The following is a 14,637-nucleotide window of genomic DNA, read 5'->3' on the forward strand; positions in this document are numbered from 1 at the left end:
GCTTGCACAAAGTCCAGCTGTGCGGCATCAAATTTGCACGTTCATGCAATTGCGTTATGATCGTCGGTTACGTGCCCCCGCCGGGCGCGCCTCGGGGAGGATGAGCGAATTTGACGACGGACAAGGACATGGCTGACCTCAAGGAAAATGGCGATCGGCCGCAGACCTATTCCAGTCCGGCGATCATCGAACGCCGTCGCCGGATATTGGAGGAAACGCGCAAGGTGATCGCCGAACAGGGGATCGCGGCGCTGAGCATGAACGAGATTGGCCAGCGCGCGGGCGTCGCCAAGCGGACGCTCTACAACGCCTTCCAGACCCGCGAGCGGATGATCGCCACCGCGATCCAGGAATATTTCGACGAATATGTCAGCCGCATCGTCTATTCGAGCCCGCCCGGCACGATGCAGCATAATCTGGAGCGGATGATCTCGGTCGTCCAGCGCAACCGGAAGATCCGTAATTATATCAAGGCGATCATGGCGCTCTATTTCAGTTCGGATGTCGACCGCGACATCTGGACCGCGATGCACTCGCCGGCCATCCATCATAACAAGCAGTGGATCGAGGCGCTCGACGCCACGAAGCAGTTGCAGCCCTGGGTGCAGGTCGACAAGCTGGTCGATGATCTGGTGCGCTTCGAATATGCGACCATCAACGATTGGGCGCAGGGCCGCATTCCCGATGACGAGGTGATCGTCCGGCTGGTCAGCAGCTATCTGTCCTGCCTGCTCGGTTCGCTGAAGGGCGCGGCGCGCAAGGAAGTCGAGGCGCTGATCAAGGATATTGCCGAGCGCGGGATGGACGCGCTGCCGATGTCGCCCAAGACCAAGACGAAAGCGACTTGAATCTGCACCATGATGCAAATTTTCTTGCATCATGGTGTGCGCCTCGTCTAGGCATGCCCCAGGCCCGACATGGGTATCAGCATGGGAGAGTGAGATGAGCGCGCCGAGCGAAGACCCCGAACTGTTGTTCGAACTGCGCGCGGATGGCGTGGCCGTCATCACCCTCAACCGGCCGCGTGCGAAGAACACCGTCTCCTTCACCATGTGGGAGCAGTTTTCCGCTGCGCTCGACCGGCTGGAAAATGCGACGCCGGCGCGGATGCTGCTGCTCTGCGGGGCAGAAGGCTATTTCAGCAATGGCGGCGACGTGAAGCTGCCGCCGGCGCGGGGCGAGGGCGCGTTGCGGCTCGCCGCTCGGCTGGAGATGGGGCAGCGGATCATCCGCCGGTTGCGCGCGCTGCCGATCCCGACCGTGGCAGCAGTGGAGGGGGGCGCCTATGGCGTGTCCTGGAGCCTGGCGATGGCCTGCGACATGATCTTCGCTGCCGAGGATGCGCGGTTCGGTGCGCCATTTCTGGATTTCGGGCTGGTACCCGATGGCGGCGCGGCCTGGTTCCTGACCCGGCAACTGGGGCGGGCACGCGCGGCCGAGATCATCTTTTCGGGGCGGACATTGGAGGCGGCCGAGGCATTGAGCCTGGGGTTGGTCAGCCGGCTGGTCCCGCCGGGCGAGGCGGTCGCGCAGGCGCTGGCGCTGGGCGCGACGATCGGTGGTGGCAATGCCCATGCGGTCGAACTGACCAAGCGGCTGCTGGATCAGGCGGAAAGCGGCGACCTGTCGGCCAATCATGCGCTGGAACTGGTCTATTGCCACACCTGTCAGGCGGGGGAGGAAGTGCCCCGCGCCCGCGAGGCGTTCAAGGCACGCGCAGCGGCAAAGGCTGCCGCGAAGGTCGCAACTGGGGCGAAGGAATAAGTCATGCAGTTCGACATGCGCAGCCTGCCGATGGCGACCCGCTACAAGATCGTCAATTCGACCATCACCCCGCGCCCGATCGCGTGGATCACCACCCGCTCCGAAGCGGGCGTGGTCAATGCCGCGCCCTACAGCTTCTTCAACTGCGTCGGCACCGAGCCGCCGCTGGTCGCGCTGGGCCTGCTGAAGGAGCCGGTATCGCGCGGCCTGAAGAACACTGCGACCAACATCATCGCCACCGGCGAGTTCGTTGTGAACCTGGTGTGCGAGGATGATGCCGAGAAGATGAACCATTGCAGCGTCGATGCGCCGGCCGATGTCAGCGAGATCGACTATGCCGGGATCGAGACCGCGCCGTCGGTGCTGGTCGCACCGCCGCTGATAGCCAGCAGCCCGGTCAGTTTCGAGTGTCGCAAGGTCGCGGCGATGGACATCGGCACGATGCAGACGGTGATCATCGGCGAGATACTGATGGCGCATATCCGCGACGAGTTCATCACCGATCGCGAGCGGGTCTATTTCGACACGCCGGCGATGAAATTGATCGGCCGCACCCATGGCAGCGGCTGGTATGTGCGCAACGGCGACAGTTTTCAGATGGACCGGCCACGCTATGATCCGGCACGGCTGACGAGCAAGGAATGAATTTGAACCTATAGTGCAATATTACTTGCACTGCCGGGAAAAAGCGTGTCTGTTTCAAGGGAAAGGTCGGAGGCGCGATTCCGCGCACTACCGGCCAGATCCGAACAAGAGGCGGCGCAGACCGCCAAACAGGAGTGCGTGATGCCCGGCCCTCTGGACCATCTTGTCGTTATCGAGCTGTCGACCGAAATGCCGGTCGCGATTGCGGGCATGCTGCTCGCCGACCATGGCGCCGATGTGCTGAAGGTCGAGCCCAGGGGCGGCGCCTATTTCGCCCATGAGCTGACCCGCAAGAGCTGGGACCGGTCCAAGCGCAGTGTCGAGCTGGACATCGCCGATGCGGACGACCGGGCGGCGCTGCGCGGACTGCTCGGCGGAGCGGACATCTTCATCCATGCACTGGAGGAGGGAGAAGCCAAGGCACTTGGCCTGGACGGTGAGAGCCTGGCGCGCGACTATCCGGAACTGATCGTGTCGGCGCTGACCGCCTATGGCGCGGACACGCCCTTTGCCGACCGGCCGCGCGGCGAGGGGCTGGCGGCCGCGCTGCTGGGCACGATGATCGACAAGTCCAGCCCGTTCCGCGAAGGGCCGGTCTATCTGGGGCATCCCGCGCTTCATTATGGTCAGGCGTTTCTGGGCGTGATCGGCGCGCTGACGGCGATCCGTGCGCGACGATCGAGCGGCAAGGGGCAGAAGGTCGAATCCTCGCTGCTCGACGCGATGCTGGCCCAGTCTCCGATGAACAACTGGTGGCAGGAAGAGGGTATTTCCTACATCAAGGCGGGGGATTCCGGCGCGGTCGACCGCTTTGGCCGGACCCGGCTGGTGACCGGCATGTTCGAATGCGGCGACGGCCTGTTCCTGCAGATCCATACCGGCGGCCAGGGCGGTTTCAAGGCGGCGATGGACCAGCTGGGCTTTGGCGACCGGGTCTCGGTGGTCAAGGGCGCGGCGGAAATGTCGGTACCGCTGAGCGATGACGAATATCATATCGCCCGCGTCGAGATTTTCGATGCGTTCAAGGCGCGGCCGCGCGCCGAATGGATCGCGCTGTTCCAGGCGGCCGATGTGGCGGCTCTGCCGGTGCTGGAACCGGCCGAAGTGCTGCTGGACGAGCAGGTGGAGTTTGTCGGGCAGCGGATTGCGCTGCCGGACGCGGAATTCGGCACCATCTATCAGGCGGCGCCTGCCGTGCGGTTCGATCGCACGCCCTGCGCCGCGCCGCGACCGGCGCCGATGATCGGCGCCGACAATGGCTTGCTGGCCGATCTGATCGCGCGCAAGCGGGGCGAACTGGCGGCGGCGGGCAAGCCGATCGACCGGCCGCTTGAAGGCATCAGGGTGGTGGACTTCTCCTCCTTCTTCGCGGTGGGCTTTGGCGGGCGGCTGCTGTCGGACCTGGGCGCCGACGTCATCAAGGTGGAGACGCCCGACGGCGACCAGATGCGCCCGCTGCCCGACTGTTTCGACGCAGCGCAGCGCGGCAAGCGCGACATCGTGCTGAACCTGAAGCAGCCCGAGGCGCTGGAGGCGGCGCTGAAGCTGGTGGCGCAGGCCGATGTCGTCACCCATAATCTGCGCCCCGGCAAGGCTGACAAGCTGGGCATCGGCTATGAGGCGCTGTCGAAGATCAATCCGCGCCTGCTCTATGTCTATCTGCCCGGCTATGGCTCCAGGGGGCCAAAGTCGCTGCTCAAGAGCTTTGCGCCGTTGGTATCGGGCTGGACCGGCCTGCTCTACGAAGGCGGCGGCGCGGGCAATCCGCCGACCCGATCGGTGTTCGGCAATGAGGATTATAATAACGGCTTCCTGGGCGCGGCGGGCATATTGATGGGGCTGGAGCGGCGCGCGATCAGCGGCGTCGGCGACTATATGGAGATACCCCAGCTCCATTCGAGCCTGTGGACCACGTCCGAGCATTTCCTGGATGCCGACAAGCAGGTCGTCTACGGCTTCCGCCTCGACAAGGATCAGGCCGGCTATAATGCGCTCGACCGGCTCTATCGCACCAGCGACGGCTGGATCTGCATTGCGTGTCGGCAGGATGATCGCTTCGCGGCGCTGGCGCGGGCGGTGGGGCAGGCCGGGCTGATCGACGATCCGCGCTTTGCTTCGCCAAAGGAACGGTCGCTGCATGACGCGGCGCTGCTGGCGGCGCTGGAGCCCTGGTTTGCCGACAAGACGAGCGCGGAGGCCTTCGCCCTGCTCGATGCGGCGGGTGTGCCGTGCGAGATACCCGCGGCGAAGAGCTGGGTGCGCGAGGCGCTGTGGCAGGACTGGGCGGTGGCCAGCAACCGGGTGATCGAGAATTTCGATTCCATGTATGGCCATGTCCGCCAGTTCGGTAGCTTCATCCATCTGAGCGACACGCCGGGCCATGCGCGCAAGTCCGCGCCGCGCCTGGGCGAGCATACGCGGCAGATATTGGCCGAGATCGGCTATGCGCCGGACGCGATCGACGCGCTGATCGACAGCGGCAAGGCGATGCAGGCGGCGGACGTGACCGGCCGCATCCAGTCGCGCGTCTCGGCCGCCTGAACCAACAGCCAATAATCGGGAAGAGGAACCCAAAGGGTGCAGTTGAACCTTCGTTACGACATGAACCGGCCGGATTTCGGTGCGCCGCATCCCGTGCTTTACCGCACCGCGATCGAGCAGGCGCAATGGGCCGACAAGCTGGGCTTCACCCAGGTGTTCCTGGCCGAGCATCATGGCGCGGAGGGCGGCTATTGCCCGTCCTCCATGGTGCAGGCGGCGTCTATTCTGGGGGCGACGGACAACATCGTCGCGCATCTTTCGGCGCTGGTCGTCACCATGCATGATCCGCTGCGGCTGGCCGAGGATCTGGCGGTGCTGGACAATATTGCGCCCGGCCGGGTGTGGCTGACCGCCGGCATGGGCTATCGCCCGCATGAGTTCGAGATGTTCGGCAAGGACATCAGCAAGCGGCTGGCGATCATGAACGAGGCGATGGCCACTCTGAAGCAGGCCTGGACCGGCGAGCCGTTCGAGTTTCGCGAGCGCACCGTGCGGGTGACGCCGGCGCCGGCGACGCCGGGCGGCCCCAAAATCTACATGGGCGGGTCGACCGACAAGTCGGCGATCCGCGCGGCCAAGGGCGGCTATCAATATTTTCCCGGTCATCCCGACCTGTTCACCCTCTACAAGGAGGAGCGGGAAAAGGCCGGCTTCCCGCCGCCCGAGGAACTGCGCACGCCGGCGGCGAGCTTCCTCTATGTCTCCGACGATCCCGACCGCGACTGGCCGCTGGTGGCGCCGCATGTCGCCTATGCGACCAACGCCTATGCCGAATGGGCCAAGGAGCGGGGCACCGGCCAGACCCGCTATCAGCCCGCCGAGACGATCGAGGGGCTGAAGGCGATGCCGAACATCAAGGTGCTGACGCCCGACGAATGTTTCGAATATCTCAAGGGGCTGGGCCGGGGCACCGCCGTCACCTTCCACGCGCTGCTGGGTGGGCTCGACCCCGAAGTATCGTGGCGCAGCCTGCGCCTGTTCGAAAAGGAAGTGCTGCCGCGCCTGCGCGCCGAGCCGGGCCTGCTGGAAAATCCGGGAGAATGAGCATGGAAGAACGCAATCGTCGCGGCACGCTGGCCGCCATGCTGGCGCTGCCGATCGGCATGGCCGCCGCCGCCGAAGCATCGGCCGCCGCGCCCAGGGGAAAGGGGAGCGGCATGGACATGGCCCAGCGGCTGGACATCATCGAGTCCAAGCAGGCGATCACCGAACTCCTCTATGCCTATGCGCGGGCCAATGATCGGGCGGACGAGGCGCTGCTGCGGTCGCTCTTCTGGCCGGAATCGACGCACAAGCATGGCAAGTTCGAAGGCAAGTCGTCCGATTTCGTCGGCTTCGCCTTCAAGATCGTGTCGACGCTCAAATATGCCTGCCACCACATCACCAATGTCTCGGTCGAGGTGAAGGGGGACAAGGCTTTTTCCGAATGCTATTATTTTGCGCAGCATCGGCGCGACCGCAAGGAAGGCGGGGGTGAGGAGGATGTGTTCTTCCAGGGCCGCTATCTCGACGATCTGGAGCGGCGAAACGGGGTGTGGAAGATCATCCGCCGCCGGGGCCTGTCCGACTATACCTCGCCGCCCGAACCGGCGCTGACGCCCTATGCCGACTGGCCGGCGGGACAGCATAGCGAGAAATATCCGAGCGACGATTATTACAAGATGCGCCAGCAGTTTCTGGGCAGCTGATCCGTGCGGGCGCTGATGTGCGAGGCGCATGGCGCGCCCGAGCAACTGGCGTTCCGCGACGTGCCCGTGCCCCAGCCGGGGCCGGGCGAGATCAGGCTGGCGGTGCGGGCGGCGAGCGTCAATTTCCCCGACGCGCTGATGATCCAGAATCTCTACCAGACCAAGCCGCCCTTGCCCTTCATCCCCGGCGGTGAGGCGGCCGGGGTGGTCGATGCGATCGGCGAGGGCGTCAGCGGTTTTCGGATCGGCGACCGGGTGGCGGCGATCCCGTTCCAGGGCGCCTTTGCCGAGCAGGCGGTGGCGCCGGCTTTCCGCACCAGCATCATTCCCGATGCGATGGGCTTCGACGTCGCGGCCGGCTTCACCATGGTCTATGCGACGGCGCTGCACGGGCTGCGCCAGCGCGGGCGGTTGCAGGCCGGCGAGACGCTGCTGGTGCTGGGCGCGGCGGGCGGCGTGGGACTGGCGGCGGTGGAGATCGGCAAGCGCATGGGCGCGCGGGTGATCGCGGCGGCCTCCAGCGCGGAAAAGCTGGATCTGGCGCGGGCGCATGGCGCGGACGAGACGGTCAATTATGCTGAGGTTGACATCAAGCAGGCGGTGAAGGCGCTGGCCGGGGAGCGCGGCGTCGATGTGATCTTCGATCCGGTCGGTGGCGATCTGGCCGAGCCGGCCTTTCGCACCATGGGCTGGGACGGGCGCTATCTGGTGGTCGGCTTTGCCGCCGGGACCATTCCCGCGATCCCGTTGAACCTGCCGCTGGTGAAGACGGCGTCGATCGTCGGCGTGACATGGGGGATGCACAGCCGGCGCGAGCCGGACATCCATGCCGCCAATATGGCGCAGCTTTATGACTGGTATGAACAAGGCGGATTGCGGCCGGCGATCGGCGCGCGGTTCGCCTTTGACGAGAGCCGGGAAGCGATCCGCTGGATCATGGATCGCAAGGCGCAGGGCAAGGTGGTGATCGAAATGGCCTGATCGGGTCATTACAGGGTCATGCTCAGGTCATCGTCGCGAAGTTCACACCGTTGATCATCGAAAATCTGGGCGGTTTGCGGCGCAAACGCGCCGCCAAAGTCATGCCAACGCGACAGCCACGCGACATTGGGGTCACGCCCGCGCGTCTGTGACGCGACACGAACGCGCCCCTTGGGTCACGCCTGGCATTGAAGCAGATCGGCAATTCCATCGCGGAGTATGGAGCAGAAAAGCGCCATGTAGGAAAGTGGTGCGTCAGCCGGTCGGCCAGTTGGCGAGCGGGGCGCCGGCGATCGTAGTCCGCGCCTGGACGATCATGCCCTTGCCGCGCGAGACCACATAGAGGGTGCGGCGATCGGGGCCGCCCCAGCAGAGATTGGTGGGCATCGCGATCTTTTCGCCGGCGGGATCGTGGAGGATGTCGATCTGGCGGCCCTGCGGCGTCAGCGCGACCAGCCGGTTGGAAAAGGGCAGGGTGATCCAGAGATTGTCGGCCATGTCGAAGGCGATGCCGTCACAATAGCCCAGCGCCGCCTTGTCCTGCGGGGACAGGGTCAAGATCGCCTTGACCGTCTGGTCGGGGACGACGGTGCCCAGTTACGGGCCGAAATCCTGCGGGTCGGCAAGGGTGCCGTCGGCGTTGCGGCGCCAGCGGCGGATGCGCCCTTCGGCGGTCAGCGAGGCATAGAGATGGCGCTCATCGCGGTCGAGGCAGAGGCCGTTGACCCCGCGCAGGTCGCGCGCGACGATCGCGGCGCTGCCGTCGGGCCGGACCATGTAGATGAAGCCGGCCGGCGTGGTGGTTCCGATATTGGCGACCGGCCCCCAACTGCTGTGGGTGCAATAGATGCTGCCATCACGCGCGGTGGCGGGACCGTTGGAGGCGACAAGTTGGCGTCCCTCCAGTTCCGAGACGAGCGTTTCGACTGCGCCGGTTTCGAGGGTGATGCGCTGGAGCGGGCCGGGCTGCTGCTTGAGCAGGCCCATATTCGCGACGATCACGCGGCCCTGCGCATCGACGGCGACGCCATTGGCGGCGAGCGGGGCGCCGACCTGCCGCAGCGACTGGCCGGGCGTCAGGACACCGATTGCGCCGCCGCTGTTGGACAGGAACAGGCGGCCGTCGGGGGCGCTGGCGACACCCTCGGCATGGTCGAGGCCGTCGATGACCAGGCTGAAATCGGCCGGGGTCAGGGGCGCCGGGGCCGTAGATGCGCGCGGCGTGCCGGCGCGGGTGCAGCCGGCGAGCGCGAGCGCCGCGCCGCCAAGCATGGCCGTGCGCCGGTCCACCCGCATGTCAGCGAACCGGCGCAAAGCCGGCGATGCGATGATCGCCCGCCTCGACCGGGCGGAAGCGCAGGCGCATGTCGCAGGCCGGATCGACGCCGTCGTCATCGACCAATATGCCCGCGATCCGCACGCCCGGCGCATCGTCGGGTTCGAACAGGATGACGGTGTAGGGGACTTCGGCCTTGTGGTCGCCGGGCAGCAGGCTGCGGATCACGGTGGTGAAGCTATAGGCCTTGCCCTCCGGCGAGACCGGGCGCCATTCCAGCACGGCATCGGGCTTTCCGGGGACGACCTCGGGCGGATACCAGACCCATTCGCCGGTTTCGGCGTCGGCGGTGATGCGCAGTTCGCCGGCGTCGAGGCCGTCGTAGAAGCCCTGGAACAGCGGGTCTTCCAGATGGACGGGATAGATGGGAATACCCATGGTCAGTCCCTCGCAAGGATGGTGGTGGAATGATTATTGCCGCCCAGGCCCGCGACCGCGCAGAGGCGGGCGTCGGGCACCTGGCGATCGCCTTCCTGCCCGCGCAGCTGGCGCACCGCCTCGATCAGCAGGTTGATGCCGGGGACATAGCCGCCCGACATATGGCCGCCGCTGGTGTTGACCGGCATCCGGCCGCCCGGTTTTGCATGGCCGGCGGCGTAGAAGCGCGCGCCTTCGCCGCGATCGCACAGGCCCAGCATCTCGGTCTGGACGATCGCCGAAATGGAGAAGCCGTCATAGACCTGAGCCAGGTTCAGATCCTTGGGATCGACGCCGGCCATGGCATAGGCCTGCGTCGCCGAGTCCCAGCCGGGATAGTCGAAGGTGCAGGGCTTCTGCGTGAACAGCACGCCATGGGGGTAATTATTGTAGCCGATGCCGACGCCCTGCACCGATATGACCGGATGGGGCAGGTTGCGGGCGGCCTCCACCGCGCTCACCACATAGGCGCCGCCGCCATCGGTGGTGAGGCAGCAGTCGGCGACCCGCAGCGGGGTCGAGATCATCGGCGTCTGGCGATAGGCGTCGAGGTCCATCGGATCGCGCTTCTGCGCGCTCGGCGTCAGCGCCGCCCAGGCACGGTAGGTCATCGAGACGGAGGCCAGTTCCGCCTCGCTCATGCCGAATTCATGGGCGTAGCGATTGGCCATGGTGGCGAAATAGGTGGGCTGGCCGAAGAAGCCGGCGGGCATTTCCAGCCCGGCCTTCTGCGGCTCGCGCGCGTGGAAGCCGTAGACGCCGCCCGGCTTGGTCGAGCGGATTGCATAGGGGACGAGGACATGGCGGGCGAGCCCGGCCTCGATCGCCAGTTGCGCCAGCCGCAGCGCGTCACCGGTGGTGGCGGTGCCGCCCGCCGTGTCGGCAACGGCAGTGAAGCGCCGGGTGGCGGCGCCGATCGCATGGGCGACCTCCTCCGAGGGGTGGCCGACATATTTGTTGCTGACATGGCCGTCGATATCGGCGGGGGTAAGGCCCGCATCGGCGATCGCGGCCAGGCTGGCGCGGGTCATCATCTGCATCACCGTTTCCTCGCCCTTGCGCAGGAACGCGGTTTCGCCAATGCCGGTGATGGCGATTTTATTGCCCTTCATCATGCGTCCTTGAACCCCTTGCCCTGTGCCACAAGTCGCTCGATCAGCGGCGACGGGGTGAAGGCGGCGCCATGCGCGGCCTCCAGCGCCTTCAATCGGTCGAGGACGGTGGGAAGCCCCTGGAGATCGGCCCAGAACATCGGGCCGCCGCGATATTTGGGCCAGCCATAGCCGGTGATCCAGACGATATCGACGTCGGACGCGCGCGAGGCGATGCCTTCGTCGAGGATGCGGGCGCCTTCATTCACCATGGCGAAGAGGATGCGGTCCTGGATTTCCGCGTCGCTGACATCGCGGCGGACGATGCCCTGCTTCGCGGCGAAATCCTCGATCACCTGCATCGCGACCGGCGAGGGGGTCTGTTTGCGGTTCTCGTCATAATCGTAGAAGCCGCCCTTCGTCTTTTGCCCATGGCGGCCCATTTCGTTGAGGATTTCGCGGACATTGGCGGAGCTGGTCGTCTTGGGATTCCAGCCGACATCGAGCCCGACCAGGTCGCGCATCTGGAAATGGCCCATGGCAAAGCCGAAGTCATAGAGCACCTTGTCGACCGCCCAGGGCGTGGCCCCTTCGAGGATCAGCTGGTCCGCTTGCGTATTGCGGGCGGCGAGGATGCGGTTGCCGACGAAACCATAGCCATTGCCGACCAGCACGCCGATCTTGCCGATCGTCTTGGCGAGCTTCATGGCGGTGGCGATGATTTCCGGCTTCGTGTCTTTGGTGCGGACCACCTCCAGCAGCTTCATGACATTGGCGGGCGAGAAGAAATGGAGGCCGACGACGCTGTCGGGCCGGCTGGTGGCGGCGGCGATGTCGTCAATGTCGAGATAGGAGGTGTTGGTGGCGAGGATGGCGCCCGGCTTGGCGATCTTGTCCAATTTGCCGAAGACTTCGCGCTTCACGTCGATCTGCTCGAACACCGCTTCGATGATGAGGTCGCAATCGGCCAGATCCTCCATCGCGATCGACCCGGTGAGCAGGCCCATGCGGGTGTCGACATCCTCGGGCTTCATCTTGCCCTTCTTGGCGGTCGTATCATAATTGCCGCGGATGATGCGCAGGCCGCGGAACAGCGCCTCCTCGTTGGTTTCGACCAGGGTGACGGGGATGCCGGCATTGGCGAAGTTCATCGCGATGCCGCCGCCCATGGTGCCGGCGCCGATGACGCCGACCTTGGCGATCGGCAGGACGGCGGTGTCGGCGGGCAGGCTGTCGACCTTGGCGGCCTGACGCTCGGCGAAGAAGACATGGCGCTGGGCGGCGGACTGGCTGTCGGCCTGAAGCTCGTTGAACAATTGGCGCTCGAAGGTCATGCCTTCGTCAAAGGGCAGTTCGAGGGACGCCTCGACGCAGCGGATGATCGCTTCGGGGGCGTTGAAACCACGGAATTTGCGGGCATTGGCCTTGCGAAAATCGGCGAAGATTTCGGGCTTGCCGCGTGCCTCGTCCAGCTTCTCGGTGCGGTCGCGGACCTTGAGCAGCGGGCGGCCTTCGTCGAGCACGCGCTGGGCAAGGGCGATGGCGTCGGCGCGCAACTGGCCTTCGGCGGCGAGTTCGTCGATCAGGCCCATATCCTTGGCGGCCTTGGCCGAGACCGGGCTGCCGGCGGTCATGAGGTCCAGCGCCTTTTCGACGCCGACGATGCGGGGCAGGCGCTGGGTGCCGCCAGCGCCGGGCAGCAGGCCCAGATTGACTTCGGGCAGGCCGCATTTGGCCGAGGGAACGGCGATGCGATAATGGGCGACGAGCGCGAGTTCCAGGCCCCCGCCCAGCGCCGTGCCGTGGATGGCGGCTATCACCGGCTTGGTGGCATTCTCCACCACCAGCTGCAGGTTGCGCAGCGTGGGTTCGACCGGCGGCTTGCCAAATTCGGTGATGTCCGCGCCGGCGAAGAAGGTGCGGCCTTCGCAGATCAGCACCATGGCGCCGACCGCCGGATCGCCGATGGCGGTCTCGACCGCGCTGGCGACGCCCTGGCGCACGGCGTTGGAGAGGGCGTTCACCGGCGGCGAGTTGACCGTGATGACCGCGATGGAGCCTTCCACCGCATAGGTGACGACGTCATTGACCTTCATTCAAGCCTCTGTGCGTTTGGGCGCCCGGCTGGCCGGCGGATTGCGCGGCCAGCACCTGACGGGCGCGTTGGCGGAAATAATGCTGGAGCCCGGCGATCTCTTCGTCGGTCAGTTCCTGGAAGCGCGGCATGGCCCGTTCGCGCAGGATGCCGTTGTGCAGCACATCCTTCATGCTGGCGGTGTCGAGCGGGACGCCCGACTGGAGCAGGTCCGGCGCGGCGCCGCCCGATACGGCGTTGGCGCCATGGCAGATGGAGCAGCGCTGGCCAAAGACGGTGGCGCCGATGGCGGCCTTTGCCGGATCGACGGCGAAGGCGGGATCGTCGATCACCGGCATGTCGACGGGATCGACCCTGGGCAGCGCCGCCTTGCCATCGAGGGCGAAGGTCAGGACGCGCCATTGCTGGGTGCGGTAATTCCATTCGCGCGGCAGGCCGATGGCGCTGGGGAAGCGGGAGCCGGCGATCACCGTCACATATTGCCGGCCGCGCGCGCGATAGCTGATCGGCTGGGCCATCACCGCGGTCTGGGCGTCGAACGACCAGAGCGGCTTGCCGCTGGTGGCGGCATAGGCGACGAACTTGCCGCCGGCATTGCCCTGGAACAGCAGGTTGCCGGCCGTGGTCGCGGTGCCGCCGCCGCCGCGCAGGCCGGGCATGGGAATGCGCCAGGCTTCGCTCTGCGTCACCGGGTTCCAGGCGAGCAGGAAGCTGGTGGCGGGGCGATCGGGCGTCACGCCGGGCGGCGGCGCGCCGGTGCCGACGCTGAGACGCTGACCATCGAGATGCTTCCAGCCCTTTAGTGGTTCGGCCGGGTCGATATAGACGCGGCCCTGATCCATCGTCGGGATATAGACGAGGCCGCTGTCCGGATTGAAGGACATCGCCTCGATATTATGGGCGCCGAAGGGCGAGGGGTAGACGACCGCCGCCTTGCCGCCGGGATAGCGGGCGGCGGGGTTCTCGATCGGCCGGCCGCTCTTCACGTCGATGCCGCTGGCCCAGTTGACCGGGACGATGTTGCGGGCGGAGATCAGCTTTCCTGTGGCGCGGTCGATGACGTAGAAGAAGCCGTTCTTGGGCGCGTGCATCAGCACGTCGCGCTCCTGTCCGTCGATCTTCAGCCGGGCGAGTTCCATGTCCATCGCCGAGTTGAAGTCCCAGGTTTCGCCGGGATTGGTCTGATAATGCCAGACATATTCGCCGGTGTCGGCGTCGAGCGCGACAATCGAGCAGAGGAAGAGATTGTCGCCGCCGCCCGGACTGCGGATCTTCTGGTTCCAGGGCGAGCCATTGCCGACGCCGATATAGATGCGGTTATATTTGGGGTCATAGGCCATGGCATTCCAGGCGGTGCCGCCGCCGCCATATTTCCACCATTCGCCGGTCCAGGTCTTGGCGGCCATCGCCATCGCCTTGTTCTCGAAGCCGAGCTTCGGGTCACCGGGCACGGTGTAGAAGCGCCAGAGCTGCTTGCCGGTCTTCTGGTCATAGGCGGTGACATAGCCGCGGATCGGGGCGAAATCGGCGCCGCCATGGCCGATCAGCACCTTGCCGTTGAACACCCAGGGCGCACCGCTGATATAGCGTTCGTCATCCTTGCCGATGGTCTGGGTCGACCAGAGCTTGTGCCCGGTGCGGGCATTGATGGCGATCAGCCGGCCGTCGATCGTGCCGACATAGACGGCGCCATTGTCATAGGCGATGCCGCGACTGCCCCAGGCGCCGCGCATCTTCTGGTCGGCGACCTTCCAGCTTTGCGGGTCATAGGTCCATAGTTCATGGCCGGTGGCAGCGTCGACCGCATGAACGACGCTGTAGCCCGAGGCATAATAAAGGATGCCGTCGACCGCGATCGGCGCGGTCAGGCTGGAGCCGCCGCCGTCGATATCCTGATACCAGGCGAGGCCGAGCCGGCCGACATTATGGTCGTTGATGTCCTTCAGCGGGCTGTAGTGATTTTCGTCGATGCCGCCATAGCCGGGCCAGTCGGTGCCGTCGCGCCGGGCCTGGCCGGAGGGCGCGCAGGCGGCGAGCAGGGCGAGAAACGGCAGAGTGAGGGACGCAAGACGCATGAAG

Annotated in this window: 11 protein-coding genes and 1 pseudogene; 7 read left to right on the forward strand and 5 right to left on the reverse strand. The window is 65.9% G+C overall.

Annotated features, from left to right (window positions below; translation table 11 throughout):
- Window positions 1-110 precede the first annotated feature (110 nt).
- The 7 genes from ACUCV3_RS08285 (at window position 111) to ACUCV3_RS08315 (ending at window position 7,619) form a co-directional block, all read left to right on the forward strand.
- Window positions 111-848: a TetR/AcrR family transcriptional regulator gene (locus ACUCV3_RS08285; protein WP_097382884.1), complete on the forward strand. Its 738-nt coding sequence runs from the start codon at window positions 111-113 to the stop codon at window positions 846-848.
- Window positions 849-942: 94 nt separating this feature from the next.
- A complete protein-coding gene (locus tag ACUCV3_RS08290; RefSeq protein ID WP_069338646.1) occupies window positions 943-1,764 on the forward strand; it encodes an enoyl-CoA hydratase/isomerase family protein in 822 nt (273 codons plus the stop codon).
- A 3-nt stretch (window positions 1,765-1,767) separates the two neighbouring features.
- Window positions 1,768-2,409 (forward strand): flavin reductase family protein, encoded by a 642-nt coding sequence (locus ACUCV3_RS08295; RefSeq protein WP_136187091.1) that lies wholly within the window; start codon window positions 1,768-1,770, stop codon window positions 2,407-2,409.
- 141 nt (window positions 2,410-2,550) lie between these two features.
- Window positions 2,551-4,950 (forward strand): CaiB/BaiF CoA-transferase family protein, encoded by a 2,400-nt coding sequence (locus ACUCV3_RS08300; RefSeq protein ID WP_279728364.1) that lies wholly within the window; start codon window positions 2,551-2,553, stop codon window positions 4,948-4,950.
- Window positions 4,951-4,986: 36 nt separating this feature from the next.
- Complete coding sequence (locus ACUCV3_RS08305) at window positions 4,987-5,994, forward strand: LLM class flavin-dependent oxidoreductase (RefSeq protein WP_279728363.1); 1,008 nt, start codon at window positions 4,987-4,989, stop codon at window positions 5,992-5,994.
- Between the two features lie 2 nt (window positions 5,995-5,996).
- On the forward strand, window positions 5,997-6,638 hold the full coding sequence (locus ACUCV3_RS08310) for a nuclear transport factor 2 family protein (protein WP_279728362.1): 642 nt from the start codon (window positions 5,997-5,999) through the stop codon (window positions 6,636-6,638).
- Between the two features lie 3 nt (window positions 6,639-6,641).
- Window positions 6,642-7,619, forward strand: coding sequence for an NADPH:quinone oxidoreductase family protein (locus ACUCV3_RS08315; RefSeq protein ID WP_279776157.1), 978 nt, complete (start codon window positions 6,642-6,644; stop codon window positions 7,617-7,619).
- 255 nt (window positions 7,620-7,874) lie between these two features.
- Here the strand turns inward: ACUCV3_RS08315 and ACUCV3_RS08320 are convergent.
- The 5 genes and pseudogenes from ACUCV3_RS08320 to ACUCV3_RS08340 all read right to left on the reverse strand — a co-directional run bounded on the left by ACUCV3_RS08320 (window position 7,875) and on the right by ACUCV3_RS08340 (window position 14,633).
- Window positions 7,875-9,014: pseudogene (locus ACUCV3_RS08320) on the reverse strand (SMP-30/gluconolactonase/LRE family protein).
- Window positions 8,917-9,333: a Zn-ribbon domain-containing OB-fold protein gene (locus ACUCV3_RS08325; RefSeq protein ID WP_048936623.1), complete on the reverse strand. Its 417-nt coding sequence runs from the start codon at window positions 9,331-9,333 to the stop codon at window positions 8,917-8,919. The pseudogene ACUCV3_RS08320 and the gene ACUCV3_RS08325 overlap by 98 nt, the downstream one beginning before the upstream one ends.
- Window positions 9,334-9,335: 2 nt before the next feature.
- Window positions 9,336-10,487: a thiolase family protein gene (locus ACUCV3_RS08330; protein ID WP_279728586.1), complete on the reverse strand. Its 1,152-nt coding sequence runs from the start codon at window positions 10,485-10,487 to the stop codon at window positions 9,336-9,338.
- Entirely contained in the window at window positions 10,484-12,559 is a 2,076-nt protein-coding gene (locus ACUCV3_RS08335; protein WP_279728585.1) for a 3-hydroxyacyl-CoA dehydrogenase NAD-binding domain-containing protein, read from the reverse strand. Before ACUCV3_RS08335 ends, ACUCV3_RS08330 begins: the two co-directional genes overlap by 4 nt.
- Complete coding sequence (locus tag ACUCV3_RS08340; RefSeq protein WP_279728584.1) at window positions 12,546-14,633, reverse strand: PQQ-dependent dehydrogenase, methanol/ethanol family; 2,088 nt, start codon at window positions 14,631-14,633, stop codon at window positions 12,546-12,548. Before ACUCV3_RS08340 ends, ACUCV3_RS08335 begins: the two co-directional genes overlap by 14 nt.
- Between the last annotated feature and the right edge of the window lie 4 nt (window positions 14,634-14,637).

Source organism: Sphingobium sp. VMM, assembly GCF_056790315.1.